This window comes from Arthrobacter sp. IK3 (assembly GCF_051337705.1).
Lineage (GTDB): Bacteria > Actinomycetota > Actinomycetes > Actinomycetales > Micrococcaceae > Arthrobacter_B > Arthrobacter_B koreensis.
In genome coordinates this window covers 213132-235290 of sequence record NZ_JBPPSW010000007.1, presented here as the reverse complement: position 1 = coordinate 235290, position 22159 = coordinate 213132, and the positions used below count along the sequence as shown (strand labels likewise).

Here is a 22159-nt window from a genome sequence, read left to right as displayed (position 1 = left end):
GCCGTAACTGGCCTCTCGGCGGGGCGGGAACGCAGCGCTAGAGCGGGACGGCGACCGCGAGCGGAAGCGCTCCACAGGGGTGCACCGCTGCGAACCGTCCAGTGTGTTCCGGGCCGCGCAGTTCCATCCGCGCCGGCTCCGCAGCCTGCCGCCAGTCCCCCACCAGCAGCCGTCCGGCCGCCAGCTGGGGATCGGCGGAGACCACAACCCGCCCCACGCGGTTCACTAGGGACGCGTCGGGGTGCACCCTGCGCAGGTCCGGAAGCAGGACTTCCTCCAGCGACTCGACGAACACGTCCACACCCACCACGCCCACCACGTTCCCGCCGACGGTGAGCGGGGACGTCAGGGTCACTGTGTATTCATCGGTGCAGATGAAATCCACATACGGGCCGGTGATGTGGCTGTTGCCGGTCTCCACGGGGACGGTGAACCACTCACGCCGGGAATAGGCTTCCCCCATGCTCTCCACCGAGGACAGCACTTGGACTTCCTTGCTCCGCCCCTGCCACCAGGCCATATGCCAGGGGGCATCGCCCAGGGCATTGTGGGCGGCCACGAAACCGCCTCCCGCCAGCGGGTAGTCGGTGCGCTGCAGCAGGGCGATGGTCAGGGGCTCGACGACGGCGTCCACTTCGCGGCGCGAGGGCGCCGCCGCCGGGTCGCGAAAGAGAACCTCGAGCCGGGGTTTCCATTCCTCCAGGATCTCCAGCAGTTCCCGGAAGAACGTGCCAAGGTCCGCCGGCGTTGCTGCCGGGGACGGTCCTGCTGCGTCAATGCGGGAAATGCTCATGCTTTCCTCCTGGCGGGTGCGGGTGGTTTCTCTGCCGTAGTGAGGTCGGCGGAGGAGTGAAGACGGGTGTGTTCATCAATCAGCCAGGCAACCGAGGCCTGGACATACTGCCGGACGAGGGACCGTGCGGCAGAGGCGTCGGCGCTGGCCACTGCCTCGCAGATCTGCCGGCACAGCCCCACCATCGCCGAGTTGAACCCGGGATCCGCGTGGGCCAGGCCCAGCAGCGAACCGTACTCGGTGTGCAGCCGCACGTATTCCCGGGTCAGCCGGGCGGACTGGCTGAGTGCGGCGAGTTCAAGCAGGAAATCGCCCACAGCGCGGTTGCTGCTGCCCTCGGGGGCGTCCAGGAGCTGGGCCAGCGCCTCCACGTCCTCGCGGTCTGCAGCGTCCGCGGCGAGCTCCGCAGCGGTGGCCGCGATTGCTGCGTAGTGGATGGCCAGGTCCCGCAGTTCAACCCGGCTCATGCCGGTGAGGCGGCGGCGCACCAGCACCGACCTGTCTCCGGAAGGCAGCGTAATAAACGTGCCGCCTTCGCGGCCGCGGCGCGTTTCCACCAACCCCCTGGAGCGCAGGCCGGCCAGCGCCTCGCGGGCCGTCACCGTGGCCACCCCCATCGATGCGGCCAGTTCCATTTCGGTGGGCAGCCGGTCACCGTCCGCCAGCGCACCGGCCGAAATCCCCTGAACTATGCGCTCTTCGACGCGGCTGGCCTTGCCGGCGTCGCCCAGCGGAGCGAAGACAGCGGTAAGGAGGCGTTTCTGCGGAGCGGTATTTCGAGGCATGTTCACGATCTTTCCAGCTTGGCGGGCGCGACGGTGCCGGCATGCCGGGCCACGCATCCGTAACAAGAAATTTACCTGACGTGACGTGAATTACATATAACATCTGGTTTCATAGCTTTACACCCTGACGCGCTTCGGCGCCTCCAGCTGAAGTGAAAGGATCCACCGTGCGAGCCAGCACAGCATCACTCTCCCCCGCCACAGAGGAACCGGCGCGGACCGGCGACGCCATCAGCCTCTCCTCCGTGACCAAGAGCTTCGGCGAGTTCACCGCGGTCAAGGACCTGGACCTGGACATCCGCTCCGGTGAATTCTTCTCCCTGCTGGGGCCGTCAGGCTCCGGCAAGACCACCGTCCTGCGCATGGTGGCCGGCTTCGAACCCGTCACCAGCGGCACCATCAAGCTGCACGGCACCGACGTCACCTCAAAGGCTCCGTTCGAGCGGGACGTCAACACGGTCTTCCAGGACTACGCCCTCTTCCCCCACCTGACCGTGGCCCAGAACGTTGGCTACGGACTAAAACTCCGCAAGACGCCGAAGACCGAACGTGAGCGCCGGGTGGCCGAGGCCCTGGACATGGTGCGCCTGCCGCAGGTGGCCGGGCGGCTGCCCTCCCAGCTTTCCGGCGGCCAGCGCCAGCGCATCGCCCTGGCCCGTGCGCTGATCCTGCGCCCGCAGGTCCTGCTGCTGGACGAACCGCTGGGCGCCCTGGACAAGCAGCTGCGTGAACAGATGCAGATTGAGCTGAAACAGATCCAGCGCGAAGTCGGCATCACCTTCATCTTCGTCACCCATGACCAGGAAGAGGCGCTGACGCTCTCGGACCGGGTTGCCGTCTTCAACAACGGCAACATCGAGCAGGTGGGAACCCCGGAGGACCTTTACGAGCGTCCCGCCACCCGTTTCGTGGCGACCTTCCTCGGAAGCACCAACCTCGTGGAAGGAGAACTGGCCCGGCAGCTGACCGGCACAGACTCCCTGGTGAGCATCCGCCCCGAACGCATCCACCTGGCCGCCCCCGGGACCCCGGCTCCTGAAGGATTCTCCTCCGTTCCCGCCACCATCGAGGAAATCGTCTACACCGGACCCACCACCCGCTACGTGGCGTCCACCGCAACCGGGGACCGGCTGATCGTCCAGGAACAGAACGATTCCCGGGCCAGCGCCGCTTCCCGAGGTGACGCCGTCGAGCTCCAGTGGCCCGCGCGCTTCAACTTCCACGTCTCCTGACACTTCTCTCCTCCCGGCCGGCGCTCCGCCGGCCCAGCTCCACCCGCACCGCACCCACTATGAAAGGTTCACCATGAAGATCACCAAGGCCCTGCCGCTGGCAGCGCTCGCCTCGCTTTCGCTGGTCCTGGCCGGCTGCGGCGGAGATGCCTCCACCTCCGGCTCCGGTACCACCGGGATCCAGGTCCCGGACCTGCCCATGGCATCGGAAGTCGGCGAAAGCGAAGGCCAGGTCAACATCATTGCCTGGGCAGGCTTCGTGGAGGACGGCTCCACGAACCCCGACGCCGACTGGGTCAGCGCGTTCGAGGAAGAGACCAAGTGCCAGGTGAACCGCAAAGTCGGTGCCACCTCGGATGAAATGGTCCAGCTGATGCGCAGCGGCGAGTACGACCTGGTGTCCGCGTCCGGCGATGCATCACTGCGCCTGATCGCCGGCGGCGACGTGGCTCCGATCAACACGGAGCTAATCCCCAACTTCGGCAACATCGTCGACGGACTCAAGGGCCAGGTGTATGACACGCTCAACGGCAAGAGCTACGGCGTTCCGATTGGCCGCGGCGCCAACGTCCTGATGTACAACACGGACCACGTTGCCGAAGCCCCGGATTCCTGGGCTCCGCTGTGGGAAGAGGACACCGAGTACGCCGGCAAGACCATGGCCTACGACTCCCCCATCTACATCGCCGACGCCGCCGTGTACCTGATGGCCACCCAGCCGGAACTCGGCATCACCAACCCCTACGCACTGGACGCGGACCAGCTGGCCGCCGCCGTGGAACTGCTCAAGACCCAGAACGGCCTGGTGGGCGAATACTGGAACGACGCGCTGAAGGCCGTCAGCTCCATCTCCTCCGGCACCGCCCACATGGGCACCGGCTGGCAGGTCATCGTGAACCTTGCCCAGGGCGACGGGGGCAAGGTGGAGTCCGTGCTGCCCAAGGAAGGTGCCACCGGCTGGTCCGACACCTGGATGATCGCCGCTGAAGCGAAGAACCCGAACTGTGCCTACAAGTGGATGGACTACGCTTCCTCCGCCGAGGTCAACGCCCAGATCTCGCAGAACTTCGGCATGGCTCCGGCCAACGCCCTGGCCTGCGAGGGTTCCGACGCCAACGCAGCCCACTGCGAGACGTTCCATGCCACGGACGAGGAGTACTACAAACAGGTCTGGATGTGGACCACTCCCGTTGAGCAGTGCGTCGACGGCCGCACGGACGTGACCTGCACCAACTACCAGGAATGGACCAAGGCCTGGACCGAGGTCAAGGGCTAGTCACAGCGGCCCGTCCCGCAAGACCACCGGCGGGCGGCGGTTCGACGCCGCCGCCCGCCGGTTTCCAACCCAGCCGCCCCTGCGGCTTGTCAGTTCATAGCCCGGCCCCAGAGGAGAATCGGCGGAATCCCGCCGGAAAGCGCCATGGCAGTAATCCACGAAACCCCACCCCCTCCCGCAGCGGCGGTGCAGCCCCGGAACAGCCTGGGCGACCGCATTTCCCGCATGCTGTATGCCCGGCCGAAAGCCCGCCTCACCGGCCTGCTGCTGCTGCCGCTGGGCTGGCTGGGCGTGCTCTACATCGGGTCCCTGATCCTGCTGTTCATCACCGCCTTTTGGCGGACTGACAGCTTCACGTCGAAAGTCATTCCCGCGTTCACGCTGGAGAACTTCATCGAAATCATCACGGTCCCCGCCTACCAGCAGACTGCACTGCGGACCATCGGCATCGCCCTGGCGGTCACCGTCCTGTGCGCAGCGCTGGCCCTGCCGCTGGGGCTCTACATGGCCAAGGTGGCATCCCCGAAGATGCGTGCGGCACTGGCCATCGGCATCACGCTCCCGCTGTGGGCCGGGTACTTGGTGAAGGTCTTCTCCTGGCGCATCACCTTCTCCTCCGGCGGCCCGCTGGACTGGCTGCTCGCTCCGCTGGGCCTGACCGGGCCCGGCTACGGCACCGCCGCACTGATCATCACGCTTGCCTACCTGTGGTTCCCCTACATGGCGGTGCCGGTCTACAACGCGTTCCGGCAAATCCCGGACAGCCTCTTCGATGCGTCCTCGGACCTCGGCGCCAAGGCGTGGTCCACGGTCTGGACCGTGGCCGTGCCGCTGCTCAGGCCCGCTTTCGTGGCCGGGTCCATCTTCACCTTCTCGCTGAGCCTGGGCGACTACATCGCCGCGCAGTTCGTTGGCGGCAAGACCCAGGTGATCGGCACCGTCATCGCCTCGAACATCAACCTCAACCCGCCGCTCGCGGCAGCCTTCGGCACCGTGCCGATTCTCGTCGTCGTGCTTTACCTGTTCCTGGCCCGCAAGTCCGGCGCCCTGAAGCAACTGTAGGAGAGACCCATGAGGCTATCGGCTTCCGCCAAAATCACCCTCCGGGTCTTCGCAGGCCTGGTCATGGCGGCGATCTACCTGCCGCTGCTGCTGGTGATCGCCAATTCGTTCAACGCCACTACGTCCGGCGCCTTCCCCATTCAGGAGTTCACCACCCGCTGGTGGGTCGCTGCCTGGCACAACGAAGGTGTCCGCGAGGCGCTGTGGACCTCGCTGAAGGTGGCGTCCGTAGCCACGGTGATCGCCCTGCTGCTGGGATCCATGGTGGCGTTCGCCCTGTCCCGCTACGACTTCTTCGGGAAGAACACCATCAACCTGCTGGTGGTGCTGCCCATCGCCCTGCCCGGCATTGTCACCGGCGTCGCCCTCAACAACACGTTCAAGACCGTCCTCGAACCGCTCGGCATCGGGCTGGGGCTGTTCTCCGTGATTGTGGGCCACGCAACGTTCTGCATCGTCATGGTGTTCAACAACGTCCAGGCCCGGCTGGGCCGGATGAACCGCGGGCTGGAGGAAGCCGCCATGGACATGGGCGCCAACGTGGTGAAAACCTTCTTCCAGGTCACGTTCCCCGGCTTCCGCTCGGCGTTCGTGGCCGGCGGGCTGCTCGCCTTCGCACTGAGCTTCGATGAAGTGGTGGTCACTACCTTCACCGCCCCGCCGGGCACCGAAACCCTGCCGATCTGGATCTTCAACAACATGGCCCGGCCCAACCAGGCGCCGGTGGTCAACGTCATCGCCGCCGTGCTGATCGTGGCCTCGATGATCCCGGTCTACCTGTCCCAGCGCCTCACCGGGGATGACAGGAAGTAACGGCTAGCGGGTGGCGGCGCACTCCGGGAGCAGTTCCGCCATCCGCTCATCACTCAGCCGGGACAGCGCCGTGAGCAGTCTAGTGATCCGCTCGCGCTCCGGACGGGTAAACCGGCTCGAGTCCAGGATGTCGCTGACCCACAGCCCGTCCATGGCCAGGCGGATAACGACGCCGATGATTCCGGCCGGATCCCGCGGGTTCAGGTTGGCCTCATCCAGGCGGCGGTTCAGGTACAGCAGCGACTCGGCCAGGTTTGGCCGGCTGATGGCTGTTTCCAGGAGTGCGGCCTGGTCCATGGAGCTGTTGGCGCGGACGTCGGAGAAGGCCTTGATGTAGGCCCGTTCCTGGGCCCCCACCGGATCCGGATCCGCATCGGCCAGGTCTCCCAGCCGGTGCACCAGCTGCACGATCATGTCCTCGACGTCCTGCTCGATCTCGGTAATGGACGCTCCAGCGGCGAACATTGCGCTCTCTTTTCTGTTTCCTGCTGCCTTGGTCTTCCGGCAGGGGGATCCGCCGGATGAACCGGCTAGTCTAGCCCGTTTCCGCGGGGATCTCAGCTTCTGTGAGCCAAGCGTCAGGGAGTATGGTTTGGCCATGCCAGTCGAGGTCCGGCCTGCCACGGTGTTCGAGGATACTGCCGCCGTGCTGGGGCCCAGGAATCCCGAATCGAACGCCTGCTGGTGCCTGAGCTACCGGCTGCCCAGTTCCAGGGAGAACCAGTTCCTGCAGCGCCGCGCCCGCGGTGAACGGGTTCGGGAACTGCTGGCCGAAGACCTTCCGCCCGGTGTCCTGGCATACGACGGCGGCGAACCGGCCGGATGGGCGGCCATCCATCCGCGGGCGGACACCTCGTTCGCGACAAACCGCAGGATTCCCCTTCTCGATGATTTGCCGGTGTGGTCCCTGTGGTGCGTGCGGGTCCGGCCGGGCTACCGGGGCCGGGGAATCTCGCATGCGCTGGTAGCCGGTGCCGTGGACTTCGCGCGCCGCAGCGGGGCACCCGCCGTCGAGGCCTACCCGGTGGACAACCAGGGCGCGAAAGTGGACCTGACCATGGCGTACGTCGGCACCCGCAGCCTCTTCGAAACCGCCGGGTTCACCAAGGCAGCAGACACCTCATCAGTCCTCAACGGATTTCCGCGCGTGCTGATGCGGCTGGCTCTTTGAACGGACGGGCGTTGTCCGCGCACGGCAAAGGCCCCGCCGCGGGGAACCGGCGGGGCCTGGCCTGGAAAGGCCGGCAGGAAGTCCATGGGGGAACGGATACTCCCTGCCGGCCGGATTGTGGTTCGCCGCCGCGCGTAACGGCGGCGCGGGGGGTCAGTCCGCGGAGACGATCCGCTTGTCCTGCACCCGCAGCCGCTCGCCGAGGAAGCCGCCGACGGCGGTGATCAGGGCAATGATGGCCAGGATGAGCGCGCCGCCCCAGGACTGGTTGCCGGAGAATCCAAGCATCGCGGTGGCCAGCAGCGGCATGAAACCGCTGGTGGCGCCTGCAATGTTGTAGCCCAGGGCAACGCCGGAGTAACGCAGCTTCGGCGGGAACAGTTCGGTCAGCAGCGCACCGTTGACCGCGTAGGCCACGGCAATCAGCACAATGCCGATGGTGATTGCCAGCATGATCATCACCGTGGACTTGGTATCCACCATGGCGAAGATCGGGAAGGCCGCAACAGCGGTGAGGATGCCGCCCCACATGGTGACCTTGCCGGGGCCGATTTTCTCGGACAGCCGGCCCATCGCGATGGTGACGAAGATCTGGGCGACGGCGGCAATCAGGGTGGCGTTGACCATGACCTGGCGGTCCACGCCGAGGGTGTTGGAGCCGTAGCTGACAATGAAGGTGGTGATCATGTAGAAACCGCCCACGCCCAGCAGCGCTGCCATCACGGCTACGGCCAGGCGGCCGCCGGCGTTGCGGAAGACGTCCAGGGCGGGGACCTTGGAGGTCTCTTCCTGGGCCAGGAGGTCCTTGAAGATGGGAGATTCTTCAACCTTGATGCGGATCCACAGGGCGATGAGCAGCAGCGGGAAGGCCATCAGGAACGGGATGCGCCAGCCCCAGGCGTCGAAGGTCTCCGACGGGAAGAGGAGCACCAGGGAGAAGGCTGCGGAGGAGAGCAGGGTACCTACCGGCGAACCGACCTGCACCAGGGCCGCGAACCGGCCGCGCTTCTCTACCGGTGCGTGCTCGATGGCCATAGTGACGGCACCGCCCCATTCGCCGCCGACGGCGAGGCCCTGGACCAGTCGCAGGACAGCCAGGAGGATCGGTGCTGCGAGGCCAATTGAGCCGAAGTCCGGCAGCAGGCCGATGAGGCCGGTAGCGATGCCGATCATCACGATGGTGGCAAGCAGCGCCGGCCGGCGGCCGAACTTGTCGCCGATGTAGCCGAAGAGGATGGCGCCGATGGGGCGCGCCGCGAAGCCGACGCCGAAAGTGGCGAAGGAGGCCAGCAGCGCCGCCGTGGGGTCCATGGTGGTGAAGTACAGGCGGTTGAAGACCAGCGCTGCCGCTGTGCCGAAGAGGTAGTAGTCGTACCATTCCAGCGCGGTGCCAACGAAGGAAGCGCGGGCAATGGTGCCGGCGTCCTTTCCGGAGATCGTCGCGGGTGCGCCGCGCTCCCCGGGTCGAGTGGAGGTGTTAGTCACGAGTGATGGTGCCTTTCGAGCTGGCCGCATCGCATAGATGGGGGGCATGCGGGCCGGTGTGGGAGGTATCTCACTGAGCGTAGTCAGGCGGCAATTGACCAAACAATGACAAATTTCACCCACCTTTTACGCGGAAATTGGGCATTTAGACAGTGCGCGGATATTCCGCGAGGGTGCTGAGCGCGATCAGCGCCCATGCCGCCTCCGCGGGGACGGCCAGGTCCAGTCCTATGACCTGCTGCAGCGAGTGGAGCCGGTTGACCACGGTGTTGCGGTGGCAGTAGAGCTCTTCCGCGGTTTCCTTGATGGATCCCGTCCGGGCGTAGCTCTCGGCTACCTGGAGCAGCCGGGCCCGCTCGTGGTCTGTGCACCGGCCCAGTGCTTCCTGGACTCCGGAGCAGAATCCCGGCAGCGTCTGCTCCAGCAGTTCGGCAGCGATCCGCTGCCAGGCCTCCTGGACCGTCTGCAGGCCGGGGCCGCCGCTGCGCGCCAGCACCAGGGCGGATGAGGCAGCAGCCGGTACTGCCGCCAGTCCCGCGATGTTTGGGACGTAGCCGGCTGCGAATCCTGGCGGTTCCTGCTGCCAGGAACCGGTGCGGCGCTGCCGGAAGATGTACAGGACTCCGGCCCGTTCATAGGAATGCACCCTCCGGTCATGGAGGAACGCACGCTGGGCCTCTGCCACGGCGTCGCCGATCACGGCCAGCAGTTCGAATGAGTCGGCCGTCCGGACCCCCAGCCCGGCGGCAATGTCCTCGAGGTCCTGCGGAGTTTTGGGTTCTCCGCTGAACAGCCGGGAGAGCAGGCGCTGGCGGTACAGCTGCTTGTCCCGGGCCAGGAGCGCTTCGGCTTCCACGAAGGACTGCTGGATGTTCGATACGTAACCCTCCACCACGTCCATCACCCGGTCCATGTTGGACACCAGGACGTTTACCCCGTCCCCGTGCGCAACCCGCTCCAGGCCCTTCCACAGGACGCGGAAGTCGTTCCGGACTGCCTCCAGGAAGGACTGCAGCGGCACGCCCTGTGACGCGCGGCGGGTGGCTACCTCGCGCGGCAGGTTCCGCAGGTCCGGCGGCAGTTCCAGCCCCGCCATCTGGTACAGGAACATGTCCATGGTGTCCACGGCCGTCTGGTAGACGTCCTCCGCGGGTACCTTTGCGTCGTCGTAGGACACGGCTTCGAAGCGGGAGAGGAAGTCAGTGACGAGCGAATCCCGCTGGGTCCACAGCCGCCGGATCAGGTCTTCCCACTGGTGCCCGGCGGGGGCTTCGAGCGGAAAGGTCCGGGCGGATGGAACCAGGGCCGGGACGAGGATGTCGGTCATCCTGCCACTTTATGGATATGCATAATTTATCCGCCAACTATGGCGGCTTATGTCCATTGAGCGAGACATTTAGCCATAGTTGAATGGGGGTGACACCCAGCAGGCTGTGCATTTTCCGTGCTTCGCCGTGGGGACGGAACAACGGCTAGGAACCCATGCTCGCAGACCTGTTGATTACCAACGCCCATGTCCTTACCCAGGATCCAGCGCATCCTCGCGCCAGTACCCTGGCGATCCTCGGCGGCAGGATCCTGGCCGTGGACCCGGACGCTGATATCCCTGCCCGCGCAGTGTTCGACGCCGAGGGACTGACGGTGGTGCCCGGCTTCAACGATGTGCACAGCCACAGCGTCTGGTTCGGCCTTGGCCTGATGGAAACCGCACTGGGGGATGCCCGCTCGCTGGACGACGTGTATTCGGCGATTTCCGCTGCCGCTGACCAGCTGGCACCCGGCGAGTGGGTGGTTGCCTCTGGCTTCAGTCCCCTCCTGCTCGGCGGTGCCCAGCCGGACCGTGACCGGCTGGATGAGGCTTCGGGCGGCCGGCCGGTGTGGATCAAGCATTCCTCCGGCCACGCCTGCACCCTGAACGGCGCAGCACTGGACCTCGTGGCCGCGACGCAGGACCTCACCGCCGGGATTGAGGGCGGCGTCGTGGTCCGCAGCGACGACGGCCGGCCCACCGGCCTCCTCGAAGAGAACGCCATGCGGCTGGTCCAGGAACTCATGCTGCCTTATCCGCTGGAGACCATCGAGAAGGCCCTGGAGCTGGCCACTGCGCACTACCTCACCGAAGGCATCACCAGTGTCACGGACGCCGGGATTGCCGGCGGCTGGATCGGCCACTCCCCCCGGGAGTTCGGCGCCTACCTGTCTGCCCGGGACAAGGGCCTGCTCTCGGTGCGGATGCAGCCCATGCTGGTGCTCGACGCGCTCCGCCCGCTTTCCGGGCACGAGGACGACGGCGGCGGCCTGGGATTGGATGCCGGCATCCGCTCCGGGCTGGGTGACGAGTGGCTGCGGATCGGTCCGGTAAAGATCTTCAGCGACGGGTCGCTGCTGGGCAGCACGGCATACATGTCCGAGGACTACGTGGGCTGCACGCACAACCACGGCTACCTGCAAATGGACGCCGCGGAACTCCGCGAGTCGGCCCTCGCGGCCTACCGCGCGGGGTGGCCGATCGCCATGCACGCCATTGGCGACGCTGCGGTGGATCACGCCATCAGCATCATTGTTGAGGCCCAGGAATCCTACGGCCCCAACTGTTTCCCCAACCGGATCGAGCATGGCGGCGTGGTCCGGCCGGAACAGCTGGACCGGATTGCGGAGGCGGGAATCGTCCTGGTTCCGCAGCCGCACTTCATCACTGAATTCGGCGACGGCATGGCCGAACTGCTTGGCCCTGCCCGCACCGGGCTTTCCTACCCGGCTGCCGGACTGCTGCGCCGCGGCGCCGTCCTGCCGGGCAGTTCCGACCGTCCGGTTTCCAACGGTCGGCCGCTGGATGTCATGCAGTCCTTCGTGGAACGGCTGACTCCTGCGGGTATGGCGTACGGGCCCGCGGAACGGATCACCGCCGAGCAGGCGCTGGCGGCCTACACCACCGGCTCCGCTGCAGCCACCGGTACGTCCCGGGAAAAGGGAAGCCTCTCCCCCGGGCTCCTCGCGGACCTGGTTTTCCTGGACCAGGATCCCACGACTGTTGATTCCTCCCGGATCGGCACCACCCAGGTTTTGGGCACCATGGTGGGCGGCGAACTCCGTTTTCTCCATCCGGACCTCCCCACTTTCCCCACTTCAGCGAAGGACAATCGATGAGCACCAGCAACTCCAGTTTCCTGGCGGATTTCGCCGTCATGTCCAGCTTCGGCGCAACTGCGGGAGGCGGCGTCGACCGCCAGGCAGGAACACCGGAGGACCATGCCGTCCGCGCCTGGTTCAGCACCTGGCTCGCTGAACACGGCCTCACCGAGGCCGTTGATTCGGCCGGCAACCAGTTCGGGCTGGTGGAACTCGTGCCCGGAGCGGCGTGGGTCCTGCTCGGCTCGCACCTTGATTCGCAGCCGCTGGCCGGACGGTACGACGGCGCTTACGGAGTGCTGGCGGCCGCTCACGCAGTGGTTCGGGCAGCAGCCGCCGCGGAGGCAGGTGAACTGGCCCCGGCCTTCAACCTCGCAGTAGTGAACTGGTTCAATGAGGAAGGCAGCCGCTTCACCCCCAGCATGATGGGCAGCGGCGTCTTCACGGGAAAGCTGTCCCTTGAAACAGCCCGTGCCACCGCGGACCTGGCCGGCACCACCGTGGCCGAGGCACTGGGCAGTCCGTCCGCGGCGGGTACTGCCCCGGCCCTGGACTCCGTTGCACGGTATGCCGAGATCCACATTGAGCAGGGCCGCATCCTCGAGGAAACCGGCACCCAGGTGGGCATCGTGGATAAGACCTGGGCAGCCGCGAAGTACCAGGTCACGGTGGACGGGGACCAGTCCCACACCGGGTCCACGCGGATGGTTGACCGGAGGGACGCCCTGTACGGAGCGGCGCTGGTCATCGCCGCCGCCCGGGACCTCACCGAAGAGTTCGAGCCGGGCCTGCTGCACAGTTCAGTGTCCCAGCTGCAGGTGCTGCCCAACTCTCCGGTGACGATCGCCCGCCAGGTGGTTATGAACCTGGACCTGCGTTCACCAGACGAATCCGTCCTCGCCCGCGCCATGGACCTGCTGGACAAGCGCATTGCCGAAGCCGAGTCCCGGTCCGGGACCGGGGTCTCCCTGGCACTGACCCACCAGTGGGGCCTGAACCCTTACCAGCCGGCCGGCGTCCGGCTGGGCCGCGCCGCCGCAGACGCGCTGGGCTTCACTCACAGGGACATCATGACCGTGGCGGGGCACGACTCCACCAACCTCAAGGACCATGTCCCCACCGTGATGCTGTTCGTGCCCAGTGTGGAAGGCATCTCACACAACGAAGCCGAGTTCACCCGCGATGAGGACGCCGTGCGCGGCGTCGAGCTCCTCACTGAGGTGGCACTGCGCCTGGTTCGCGGAGATTCGGTGGAAGACTAGCCCGGCCCGGGCCCGGGTCCCTTCTGGGGCTCCGGGCCCGGCGCGTAGACTCGCAGGCACCGCCAGCGCCTCTGTCTCAGACCGCCCCGCCCCTGCTGGCGATGGCCAGCCGGGCAAAGTGCTTTGCCTGTTCCGTATAGGCGCGCACTGCGTCTATGGCAGCATCCGTTTCACCTGTCCGGAGAGCCTCCGCCAGCCGGCTCAGCTCTGCATGGTCCAGGAGATCCCGCCAATCCGTGTCATCCCACGCTTCGGTCCACACTCCCGCGATGCTTAGCCTCCGGTAGGACTCAAACAGCTGGGAGGACCCCGATGCCCGCACCAATGACTGGTGGAACCGGGAATGCAGCTCGAGGAAATCCCTCAACGATCCGTCTGCCGAGCAGCGGATGCCCTCCATGTCCTTTGTCAGCTGCAAGAGCGTCTCAAGCAGGCCTTCGTCGAATCCCTGTGCGCGGCTTGCGATGACACCAGCCTCGATCATGGCTCGTCCCTCGTAGAGTCCGTCACTAAGTTCCGCTGTTATTGGAGTGACATGGAAGGCGCCACTGTCCGAGCGGGACACGAGTCCTTCGGTTGTGAGCTTCACCAATGAGTTGAAGACGTCATCAGGCTCCGCGCCGAGCGCCCTCACCAGGTTATGGATCTCCAGTTCGCCGCCGCTGGGCGTAGAGCGGGAGAGAACCCATCTCCGGACCTTCCGGTACGTATCCAGCTCACGGACGCTCTCAAGCCGTCCGAATGCTCCCCGATAGTAGGCCAGTGGATTACCTGATGCCGCACGGGCGTCCACAACCTGTCCGAAGAACACCGTGTGGCTTCCTCCCTGAGGCGCTTCCGTTACGACGCAGGTGATGGTCGCCAGCACGTCTTCCAGCACAGGTACGCCGCCATGCTCCGAGACCGTGTATCCGACACCGGAGAACTTGTCCGCACCTTTCCTGCCGAACCGCAGTGCCAGGTCTTCCTGGTGGTCGGCGAGGATGTTGATGACATAGATCCCTGCCGCCCTTACCGCGTCATGAGTGCTGCTGCTGCGGTTCAGGCACATCAGCATCATGGGCGGGTCCATGGACAGGGAACTCACGGCTGACGCCGTCGTACCGTACAGCCGGCCGTCATGCGACGTGGTGATAACTGTGACTCCGCTGGCGAAGTGCCCTACGACCCGCCGAAACATGTCCTGGTCAAATCCCGGTATGGGAAGCAGGTCCTGAGTGTTCATCCCGTTAGCTCCACTCAGTCGAAGGCCGGTCGAGCTTAAGGTTTTCCCGCAACGTCGATCCTTCGTACTCGCTGCGGAAGTACCCCCGTTCCTGGAGCGCCGGAACCAGCTTCCGGCAGATCGCCTCAAATCCTCCCGGGTTGAAGGGAGAGTTCAGATTGAAACCGTCGCACGCTTCGGAGGTGAACCAGTCGATCATGACTTCGGCCACCTGGTCCGCTGTGCCGACCATCCACATGTGGCCGGTGGAGCGGGCGCGGTCCACAATCAATTCCCGTAGCGTCATCCCCTCTTCCACACTCTTTCGCCGGAAAATCTGGTAACGGCTGCCCATGGCCGGGTCGTCTGAGAAGCGCTCCGCCGGAATCTGTTCGTCGAACCCAATATCGTCCAAACGAATCTTCAGATCACCGCCGATTTGCCTGCGTCCTGCGTCGAGGTCCAGCAGGCCGGCCAACTCATCGGCCAGGCCCTGCGCCTCAGCAACCGTATCGGCAATGATGGGCAGGATCCCGGGAATGATCTTGACCGAGTCTGCCTTCCTGCCGCGGCTCTCTGCCAAGGAGCGCATCCTGGCGTAGAAGTCCTGGGCAAGATTCTTGCGAGGCTGCGCGGTGTAGATAACGTCTGCTACGGATGATCCCAAGTCCATTCCTGGGCCCGAGGAACCTGCCTGGACCAGTACCGGACGGCCCTGCGGTGGTCTTGGCATGTTGATCGGGCCTTCGACCGTGAAGTATCTGCCTTCGTGATGGATCCTGCGCAGGCGCGCTGAGTCCACCCACCGCCCGTTCTCCCGGTCGGCCATGACGGCGTCGTCCGCCCAGCTGTCCCAGAGCCTGGTCACGACGTCGACGAACTCCGTGGCCCGCTCATACCGCTGGACGGGGTCCGGTGCTTCCCCTCCCCCGAAGTTGGAGAAACCGTCCTTTGATGTCACGATGTTCCACCCCGCACGACCGCCGGACATGTGGTCCAGGCCCGCGAACTGGCGGGCTGCGTTGTATGGCTCTGCAAAGGAGGTTGACATCGTGCCGATGAGGCCGATGTTGCTGGTCCGCGCCGCCAAAGCGGAAAGAACACTGATGGGTTCGTAGAACCCGTTCATCATGATGTCGTCACGGAAAAGGTTGTTTGCGTGGACGATGTCCCCGAAGAAGACCGCATCCAGCTTCGCTTCCTCGGCCATCTGCGTCAGGTCCGCGACGAAATCGAGGTTCCCCAGTTCCTCGGCCCGGCTTCCGGGCCGCCGCCACGCGTCCCGGTGGTACCCCGCCGGGAGCATAAAGGTCGTCAGCACCATATGGTCCGGTTGCATGTTCTTTTGGCTCATGGCTACACCTCATCGTTGGTTGGTTGCGGGGATGGGTTCGCGCTGCCCTGCGCGGGTTGGAAAAGTGGTAGGGCCAGGTAGGTCTCAGCGCCCGGCCCACTGTGCACGGTCCAGGTGCCCTTGTTCCTCAGGTCCGCATGCCTGATGACCGGAGAGTTTAGATCCGGGTCCCGGTGGACAAAGTCGTGGCCCAGAATGGAGAGCACCAGTTTCTCCCCTTGGTCGAAGTGCACCCCGGAGGGCCAGACTTCGACATCCAGGGCCCGGGGCTCGCCGGGGATCAGCGGTTCCTCTGCAAGGTGCAGGTGCACGGGCCGCAGCTCGGTGGACCGTTCTTCATCCAGCGGCTGATGGCTGGCGCGCAGCCATCCCAGCGCGACGGGACCGTCGTCGAATAGCGCATTAAAGGCGAACCGCACTTCGGCGCCGTCTCGCGCGAACTTCCGAACCGCCACGAAGATGTCCGCATCCTCTGCATCGTTGGCCCGCAGGAAAAGCCGAAGCCGCATCGGGCCCACCAGGTCGGCCGGTTCCTGGAAGACGTACTCCAGGTCCAGACTCTCCGCCATCGGGTCGAAGGTGACCTGGCTTGATGCAGCCGGCGCCGGGGTAGCAAGTGTGCGTTCCTCCAGCCCTGCGTACAGGCGCACGGCTTGTGTATCGGGAACCGGCCAGAAAATGTCGCTGCGGATGCGCATGGTTTCCGCGGTATCCAGGACTTCCAACTGCACCTGCGGCCAGGAGAGCGGTCCCGGACCGTTGTCGAGGAGGTAGTAATCGAAGAACACCCGTTGGGCTTCCACATTCTCCGGGTCGTAGAAGTATCGCCACTTCTTCTGCCCATGGACCCTGAGCCATTTTTGCGGTGAGGACATCTGTGCGAAAGCCTCCAAGGTGCCGCGGGTGTGGAGTCCGTGATCGCTCCAGCTCGCCACCACGAAGGCTGGGACCTGGATGTCTCTCAGGTCGGGGTATCGGCTCTTGTAGTAGTCCGACATCAGCGGGTTGGCTGCCACGTTGGCCGCCGTGTCTTCCGTCGAGGCGAGCGAATAGCGCATGTTCCGTGAGGCACGGGGAATGAATCCCGTCTCTGGAATTCCCCCGTGATAACAGAACTCCCGGTACCAGTCGGAGAAGCACTCCCATGGACTGATGGCTTTCAGGGATGGCGGCTGCATGGCACCGGCGATGTACTGGATACCAGCCAGGTAGGAGACGCCCAGCATACCGACGCGGCCGTTGGACCAGTCCGCTCCGCCCAGCCACTCAATGGCGTCGTAGACGTCCTCGGCTTCCTGCGGTCCGTTGTGGACGCCGTTGCCCTCCGAATGCCACATGCCGCGGGGATCCACATACGCCACGGCATATCCGTTGCGGCACCAGTACCGGGGATCAGGTGCTTCGAAGCCCGTCAGCGGTGACATCCAGCCGGCTTCGATCCCTGCGGAGGGCCAAAGCATGTCCTTCTGGTTGTGCTTGCCGTACGGCCCCCAAGCAAGGAGCACCGGCAGGTCCCTGTCCATGCCGGCGGGACGGTAGATGTCGCCGTAGATGCGGATCCCGTCCCGCAGCGGGATGGCGGTGTTGCGTTCAACGGTGAGCCCGCCCAGGTCTTCAGTGACATGTTCGAGCGGAGGAAGCGGAGGCTTCCCCTCTGCAGTTGCCGGGTCGAGGCCGGGGCAGGTGATGGGCTGCATAGTCTGGATGTTCATGGGGTCCTTCACGGCTAACGGTCCAGGATGACGAGTGATTCGGATGGCACCCACAGCTGGACACTGGTTCCCCCAAGCCGGTATGAATCGGCGTTGATGGCCGCATCTGGTACGGCTACCGTGATGCTGCGGTTTCCTGGAAGATCCACGATGACCGTCCGGGCCTCCGCTGAGAACGAGGCATCCCGGATCCGCCCTGCCCCGGCCAGGCCCGGCTGTGCGGTTTCACCCAGGACGACGTCGGAGCTGCGGAAGGCTGCGAAGGATCCGGGTACGGTGCGGCTGGCCAGCTCGCTGGACGTCGTCCTGAGACCGCCCTCGAAGGTCGCTTCCGGAGCCCCGGATTCCTGCGTGATGCCCCGGCATTCCAGGATGTTCTCGAACCCGACGAAATCTGCAGCAAAACGGGAAACAGGTCGCCGCTGGACCTCCGAGGGGGTCCCGACCTGCTCGATCACGCCGTCCCGCATGATGATGACCCGGTCCGAGAGGGCGAGGGCCTCGTCCTGGTCATGGGTGACGTAGAGCGAGGTGTTCCCGAACTCGTCGTGCAGCCGCCGTATCTCGCTGCGCATCGCAATTCGCAGCTTGGCATCAAGGTTGGAGAGGGGCTCATCGAAGAGCATGACTCCCTTGGCGGAGACCAGCCCCCGGGCCAGTGCAACGCGCTGCTGCTGGCCGCCGGAGAGCTCATGGGGGTAACGCTTGGCATGGGAACCCATGCCAACGGCTTCGAGGCTCGTGGCTACGCGTTCGCGGAGCTCTGCTGCCGGGGTCTTGCGGCGCTTCAGGGGGTACGCAACATTCGCGGCCACGGACATGTGCGGCCATAGGGCGTAGCTCTGGAAGACCATTCCCACTTTGCGCTTATGCGGCGGAACCATGGTCCTGGTCTCGGCATTGACGAACTCATGGCCGTCGACGGCGATGCTTCCGTGGTCCGGTGACTCCAACCCGGCGACGCAGCGTAGGGTGGTCGTCTTGCCGCAGCCGCTGGGACCGAGGAGGGTAATGAACTCGCCGGACTCAATGGAGAGGTTCAGGTCCTTGAGGATCTGGTTGCCGTTGAAGGCCTTGCTGACTGAACTGATGTTGATGCGCATGGTTTGTCCTCGTTCGGTTGGGAGTTCCTAGCGGCTTCGGGCCAACTGCTGGGCAGGGCCGGCGCTCTCGGTCGTGGGATCCGGCCCCACGGGATCCTGCAGGTCCGCCGGCGTCCCCCCGCCAGGCCCTTTCCCGGCCCTTTGCTCCGGCCGGGTCAGTGCCAGCAGGCGGCCGGCGAGGTAGGCGATGCCGGCCACGACGAGGAAGCTCGCGATGAGCAGCAGGGCAGCCGCCGCGGCGATCGGGGCTTTTCCTTCCACGTAGCGGCTGTAGATCTGCACAGATAGATAGTCGGCGCCCGCGGTCGAAAGCAGGAGCGGGATGGAGAGCACACCACTGATGACCACGAAGCAGAGCAACCAGCCGCTGACGAGGCTGGGCAGCATCAGGCGGATGATGATGTCCCAGATCGCACGGTACTTGGAGGCACCGGAGACCCAGGCCGCTTCTTCCAGCGACTTCGGTATCTGTGCCATCGCCGCGGTGGCTGTCCGGCTTGCCAGCGGGATCGTCGCCACGAACAGCGCAAAGACCATCAGGACCGGTGTCCCGTAGAACGTGGAGAGGAACGGCAGGCCCAGGAACAGCCAGAGCACACCGAGTGCCAGGATGAGCCCCGGCATGGCCAGCCCCAGCCACTGGCTGTATTCGATGAACCGGGACAGCACCCCACTCTTGAAGCGTGCAGCCCAGGCGAAGGCCGTGGCCGCCAACACAGCGAGCAAAGCTCCCAGCATGGCGGTTCCCATGGTGTTCCAGTACCCGGAGACCATCCGGCGGTTAGTCAGTACTTCTTCATAGTTGTCGAAGGAGAAGCCCTCGCTGGCGCCCAGGAACGGGGAGAGCGACACACGGATCAGTTGAACCATTGGAAGGATGATCGTGACGGCTGCGAAGCCCAGCACGAGTGCGGAAAACAGCCAGCGCCATGGACCGATGTCCCGGCGCAGGGCCCGCGATTCCTTCCCTCCGATGGTGACGAAGGACCGGCGCCCGAGGACCTTGATCTGGATGAACACAAGCACCATCAGCACCACCATGAGGAGCACCGAAATGCTGCTGGCCTGCGCGAAAAGCGGGCCGGTCGAATTGGACAAATAGGCGTAGATCTCGGTGGGAATCACGAAGATGCCCGCGGGTACGCCCAGGATCTGTGGCGCATCGAAGGATTCCAGGAAGAGGACGAAGCCCAGGATCATGGCGCCGGTGATGGCCGGAGCCATGATCGGGAGTTCGATCTGGAAGAACGTCCTGACCGGCCCCGCACCGCTGAGCCGGGCTGCTTCGTCAAGGGAACGATCCATGGCCAGGAACGGGCCCAGAAGCAGGAAGAACTGCAGCGCGATTAGGCGCAGGGAGGAGACGAACACGATCCCCCACCAGGACTCCATGTTGAAGATCCGTCCGGCTTCACCGAAAGCTCCGGTCATCAGCTGGTTCAGCAGACCGACGTTCTGGTTTCCGAGCAGGCCCCAGGCGATCGCGAAGAACAGGCCCGGCGTGGCAATGACAATGAACATGATGACCGGGATGGCCTGCCGGAAGACCGTGTTCGTCTTGGCGTAGATAGTGGCGAAGAGCAACGCGAAGAAGGTCGACAGCACGATCGTCGCCAGGCCCATCAGCACTGTCTGGATCATGACTGAATGGGTGTCTGTAGAGCGCAGCACTTCCCAGAACATTTCTGCGGTGTAGGAGCCGCTGGAACCGAACATCTGTGTCTTGAAGGCGCCCTGGACCACCATGGCGGCGGGGCCGACGAAACAGACGAAACAGACGATCGCAATGACCCACTGGGGGTTGCCGGTAAAGGCCCTCCACCCTTTCAGCATTGCAGGGGCTCCCGCTCAGTATCCGTCTGACGGTAACCTCCTCCGATAACCTCGCCCTCCCGGAGGCTGGCGAGGTCATCGTCGGAGTCCGGACGCAGCACCCGGAACCACAGGTCCTTGATCTTCCACTCTCCGTCGACCCGGACGTAGCGGCACTTGTATTTGCCCTCCGACCACGGACCCCAGACGCGCATCATTCCAAATGAGGTCCGGAAGTCGCACTGCATCCTGTGCCAGGTCCATTCGCCGTACGCCGTGTCACCGGACACGGTGATCGACGGAGAGGAGAGAATGTACGCGTCCTGGCTTTTGACGACGTCGGCCAGATCCGCCTGGAACATCCCTGCGATGGCGTCCCGGCCCTTATGGACTCCATGGTGACGTATGTCGCACACGGCGTCCTCGGCGTAGGCACGGGCAACGCCCGCCCAGTTCCGGTCCCCAAGGTCACGAACGTACTGCTGCTGCAGCTTCTCGATGGCCTTGACCGATTCGAGTGCATCGATCCTGCGGCGGAGGTTGGCGAGTTCCTCCGCGAGTTCTGTGTCATTCACTAGGTGCTGCCTTTCCCATCAAGCCGGTGGAGCCGGAGCTAGTTTGCGGTGATCGACTTGAAGAGGTCGCCGTATTCGGTCATCTTCTCCCGCATCACGGTTTGTGCAGGGAGTTCGACGAATGCAGCGTCTTCGAGCTTGGGCCATCCGTGAGGGGACTCGAGGGAGTCGTGCTGGTTGATCGGGAAGTTGCCCGACTCAAGGGTCAATTCCTGGGCTTCTGCGGTGAAAAGAAAGTTCAGCAGGAGCTTTCCCGCGTCGCTGGAGGGCGCATTGGCGGCCAGCATCCACTTCTCGGTGGCAATGACGTTGTTCTCATCGAAGAACTGAACCTCAACCGGCGCGCCGTCCTCCTTGGCGTTCAGGACGGAAATGGTGGCGGACAGGGGCTGGTAGGCGAATTCTCCGGCGCTGATGGATTGGAGGGCCAACTGGTCCTGGGCGACGATTTTCGCGTTGGCTCCGACACTCCGCAGCCATGCCTCGTCAACGGCGCCGGCCTGAAGGAGGGCAGTCGAAACGGTCATGGTCCCACCGGGGGTTGAGGGCGTCATGAAGGTGAGTTTGCCGGCCCACTCCTCACCGGCCAGATCGGCCCAGGACCCGGGCAGATCTGATTCGTCGAGCAGGTTCGTGTTGTAGGAGGACGCGAACATCAGTGCCCAGGGCGAATGGTAAAAACCCTTCGGGTCTGCAATCTGGTCCTCGCTGATACGGCCGTCGATCCAGGCGGGCAGCTCGAAGGTGGCTGGCTGATACTTCTCGGCGAACCCCTGTTCGGCGTACCGGTCCGCGTTGGGGTTGGAAAGGACGTCGACAACGTGGTTTCCACTCTGGCGTTCCGCTTCCAGCGTTGTCTGCAGCTCGGCGCCGACGTAGGTCTGCGGGTCGACGGTAAGGCCCGGGAACCGCTCTTCGAATGCGGCGTAGATCCCCAGAAACTCATCGTGGTGGCCTGCGTAGATGGTCACCTCCGTGTCGCCTGACTCAATCGCGGCGTCGTACAGCGTCTGGAGCTCTTCCTCCTGGGCGCTCTGAATACCGAGGGGACCGAGATCCAGCTCGCCGGAGCCCTGGGCAGAGTCGGCGCCGGCGCAGCCGGATAGGGCAAGGCTGCCGGCTGCGAGGCCGGCAATGACGGCGAGGGGAAGTTTGGTGATCCTGAAGTTCAGCTTCATTGATGTTTCCTTCGTTTCACAACCGGGGGAAGGCTGTGGCGGACACTGTGGTCCTGGCTCCACGCGATGGGGCCTGGACACCACCATTGAGCCAGCACCGTCGAGATATAGTCAATAGGTATACATAAATAAGTATGATTGACGTCACATTTGAATCGCTTTAGTGTTGCAAACACGGCATAGGCTCGTCTCCGAAGACCACAAATCTAGTTT

Annotated in this window: 19 protein-coding genes; 7 read left to right on the top strand and 12 right to left on the bottom strand. The window is 64.8% G+C overall.

Annotation, left to right across the window (positions count from 1 at the left end):
* Positions 1-37: 37 nt before the first annotated feature.
* Together ACSLGO_RS11535 and ACSLGO_RS11530 are read right to left on the bottom strand one after the other, a co-directional pair.
* Positions 38-793 carry a PDC sensor domain-containing protein gene (locus ACSLGO_RS11535; RefSeq protein WP_386917177.1) on the bottom strand — a complete coding sequence of 252 codons (756 nt, stop codon included), beginning with the start codon at positions 791-793 and terminating at the stop codon, positions 38-40.
* A complete protein-coding gene (locus ACSLGO_RS11530; RefSeq protein ID WP_436401152.1) occupies positions 790-1578 on the bottom strand; it encodes a GntR family transcriptional regulator in 789 nt (262 codons plus the stop codon). Before ACSLGO_RS11530 ends, ACSLGO_RS11535 begins: the two co-directional genes overlap by 4 nt.
* Positions 1579-1745: 167 nt before the next feature.
* Between ACSLGO_RS11530 and ACSLGO_RS11525 the strand changes: the two genes are divergently transcribed.
* The 4 genes from ACSLGO_RS11525 (at position 1746) to ACSLGO_RS11510 (ending at position 5961) form a co-directional block, all read left to right on the top strand.
* Positions 1746-2810, top strand: coding sequence for an ABC transporter ATP-binding protein (locus tag ACSLGO_RS11525; RefSeq protein WP_436401151.1), 1065 nt, complete (start codon positions 1746-1748; stop codon positions 2808-2810).
* A 73-nt stretch (positions 2811-2883) separates the two neighbouring features.
* Positions 2884-4086: an extracellular solute-binding protein gene (locus ACSLGO_RS11520; RefSeq protein WP_091601387.1), complete on the top strand. Its 1203-nt coding sequence runs from the start codon at positions 2884-2886 to the stop codon at positions 4084-4086.
* Between the two features lie 144 nt (positions 4087-4230).
* Complete coding sequence (locus tag ACSLGO_RS11515) at positions 4231-5148, top strand: ABC transporter permease (protein WP_419242389.1); 918 nt, start codon at positions 4231-4233, stop codon at positions 5146-5148.
* 9 nt (positions 5149-5157) lie between these two features.
* The gene (locus ACSLGO_RS11510) at positions 5158-5961 is read left to right on the top strand and encodes an ABC transporter permease (protein ID WP_091601385.1); all 804 of its coding nucleotides are present in this window, start codon (positions 5158-5160) and stop codon (positions 5959-5961) included.
* A 3-nt stretch (positions 5962-5964) separates the two neighbouring features.
* Here the strand turns inward: ACSLGO_RS11510 and ACSLGO_RS11505 are convergent, their stop codons facing one another.
* Positions 5965-6426, bottom strand: a complete 462-nt coding sequence (locus tag ACSLGO_RS11505) for a TetR family transcriptional regulator (RefSeq protein WP_325786030.1) — start codon at positions 6424-6426, stop codon at positions 5965-5967.
* 133 nt (positions 6427-6559) lie between these two features.
* Here ACSLGO_RS11505 and ACSLGO_RS11500 point away from each other — a divergent pair, with 133 nt between their 5' ends.
* Positions 6560-7132 (top strand): GNAT family N-acetyltransferase, encoded by a 573-nt coding sequence (locus ACSLGO_RS11500; RefSeq protein WP_152273924.1) that lies wholly within the window; start codon positions 6560-6562, stop codon positions 7130-7132.
* A 153-nt stretch (positions 7133-7285) separates the two neighbouring features.
* On the opposite strand, the gene ACSLGO_RS11495 is transcribed toward ACSLGO_RS11500, so the two are convergent.
* Positions 7286-8617 carry an MFS transporter gene (locus ACSLGO_RS11495; protein ID WP_226802331.1) on the bottom strand — a complete coding sequence of 444 codons (1332 nt, stop codon included), beginning with the start codon at positions 8615-8617 and terminating at the stop codon, positions 7286-7288.
* A 145-nt stretch (positions 8618-8762) separates the two neighbouring features.
* Positions 8763-9944 carry a helix-turn-helix domain-containing protein gene (locus tag ACSLGO_RS11490; protein ID WP_436401150.1) on the bottom strand — a complete coding sequence of 394 codons (1182 nt, stop codon included), beginning with the start codon at positions 9942-9944 and terminating at the stop codon, positions 8763-8765.
* Positions 9945-10099: 155 nt separating this feature from the next.
* Here ACSLGO_RS11490 and ACSLGO_RS11485 point away from each other — a divergent pair, with 155 nt between their 5' ends.
* Positions 10100-11764: an amidohydrolase gene (locus ACSLGO_RS11485; RefSeq protein ID WP_436401149.1), complete on the top strand. Its 1665-nt coding sequence runs from the start codon at positions 10100-10102 to the stop codon at positions 11762-11764.
* Positions 11761-13008, top strand: a complete 1248-nt coding sequence (locus ACSLGO_RS11480) for a M20 family metallo-hydrolase (RefSeq protein WP_386885613.1) — start codon at positions 11761-11763, stop codon at positions 13006-13008. Before ACSLGO_RS11485 ends, ACSLGO_RS11480 begins: the two co-directional genes overlap by 4 nt.
* A gap of 76 nt (positions 13009-13084) precedes the next feature.
* Here the strand turns inward: ACSLGO_RS11480 and ACSLGO_RS11475 are convergent, their stop codons facing one another.
* The 7 genes from ACSLGO_RS11475 to ACSLGO_RS11445 are packed head-to-tail and all read right to left on the bottom strand — an operon-like array spanning position 13085 to position 21946.
* Positions 13085-14233, bottom strand: a complete 1149-nt coding sequence (locus ACSLGO_RS11475; RefSeq protein WP_325786033.1) for a flavin reductase — start codon at positions 14231-14233, stop codon at positions 13085-13087.
* Positions 14234-14237: 4 nt separating this feature from the next.
* Positions 14238-15566, bottom strand: a complete 1329-nt coding sequence (locus ACSLGO_RS11470) for an NtaA/DmoA family FMN-dependent monooxygenase (protein WP_091601371.1) — start codon at positions 15564-15566, stop codon at positions 14238-14240.
* 2 nt (positions 15567-15568) lie between these two features.
* Positions 15569-17278 carry a CocE/NonD family hydrolase gene (locus tag ACSLGO_RS11465; protein ID WP_091601369.1) on the bottom strand — a complete coding sequence of 570 codons (1710 nt, stop codon included), beginning with the start codon at positions 17276-17278 and terminating at the stop codon, positions 15569-15571.
* A 14-nt stretch (positions 17279-17292) separates the two neighbouring features.
* Positions 17293-18381, bottom strand: a complete 1089-nt coding sequence (locus ACSLGO_RS11460; protein WP_091601367.1) for an ABC transporter ATP-binding protein — start codon at positions 18379-18381, stop codon at positions 17293-17295.
* A gap of 27 nt (positions 18382-18408) precedes the next feature.
* Entirely contained in the window at positions 18409-20214 is a 1806-nt protein-coding gene (locus ACSLGO_RS11455; RefSeq protein ID WP_325786034.1) for an ABC transporter permease, read from the bottom strand.
* Positions 20208-20768 (bottom strand): nuclear transport factor 2 family protein, encoded by a 561-nt coding sequence (locus tag ACSLGO_RS11450; protein WP_091601363.1) that lies wholly within the window; start codon positions 20766-20768, stop codon positions 20208-20210. The genes ACSLGO_RS11455 and ACSLGO_RS11450 overlap by 7 nt, the downstream gene beginning before the upstream one ends.
* Positions 20769-20806: 38 nt before the next feature.
* On the bottom strand, positions 20807-21946 hold the full coding sequence (locus ACSLGO_RS11445; protein WP_176697510.1) for an extracellular solute-binding protein: 1140 nt from the start codon (positions 21944-21946) through the stop codon (positions 20807-20809).
* Between the last annotated feature and the right edge of the window lie 213 nt (positions 21947-22159).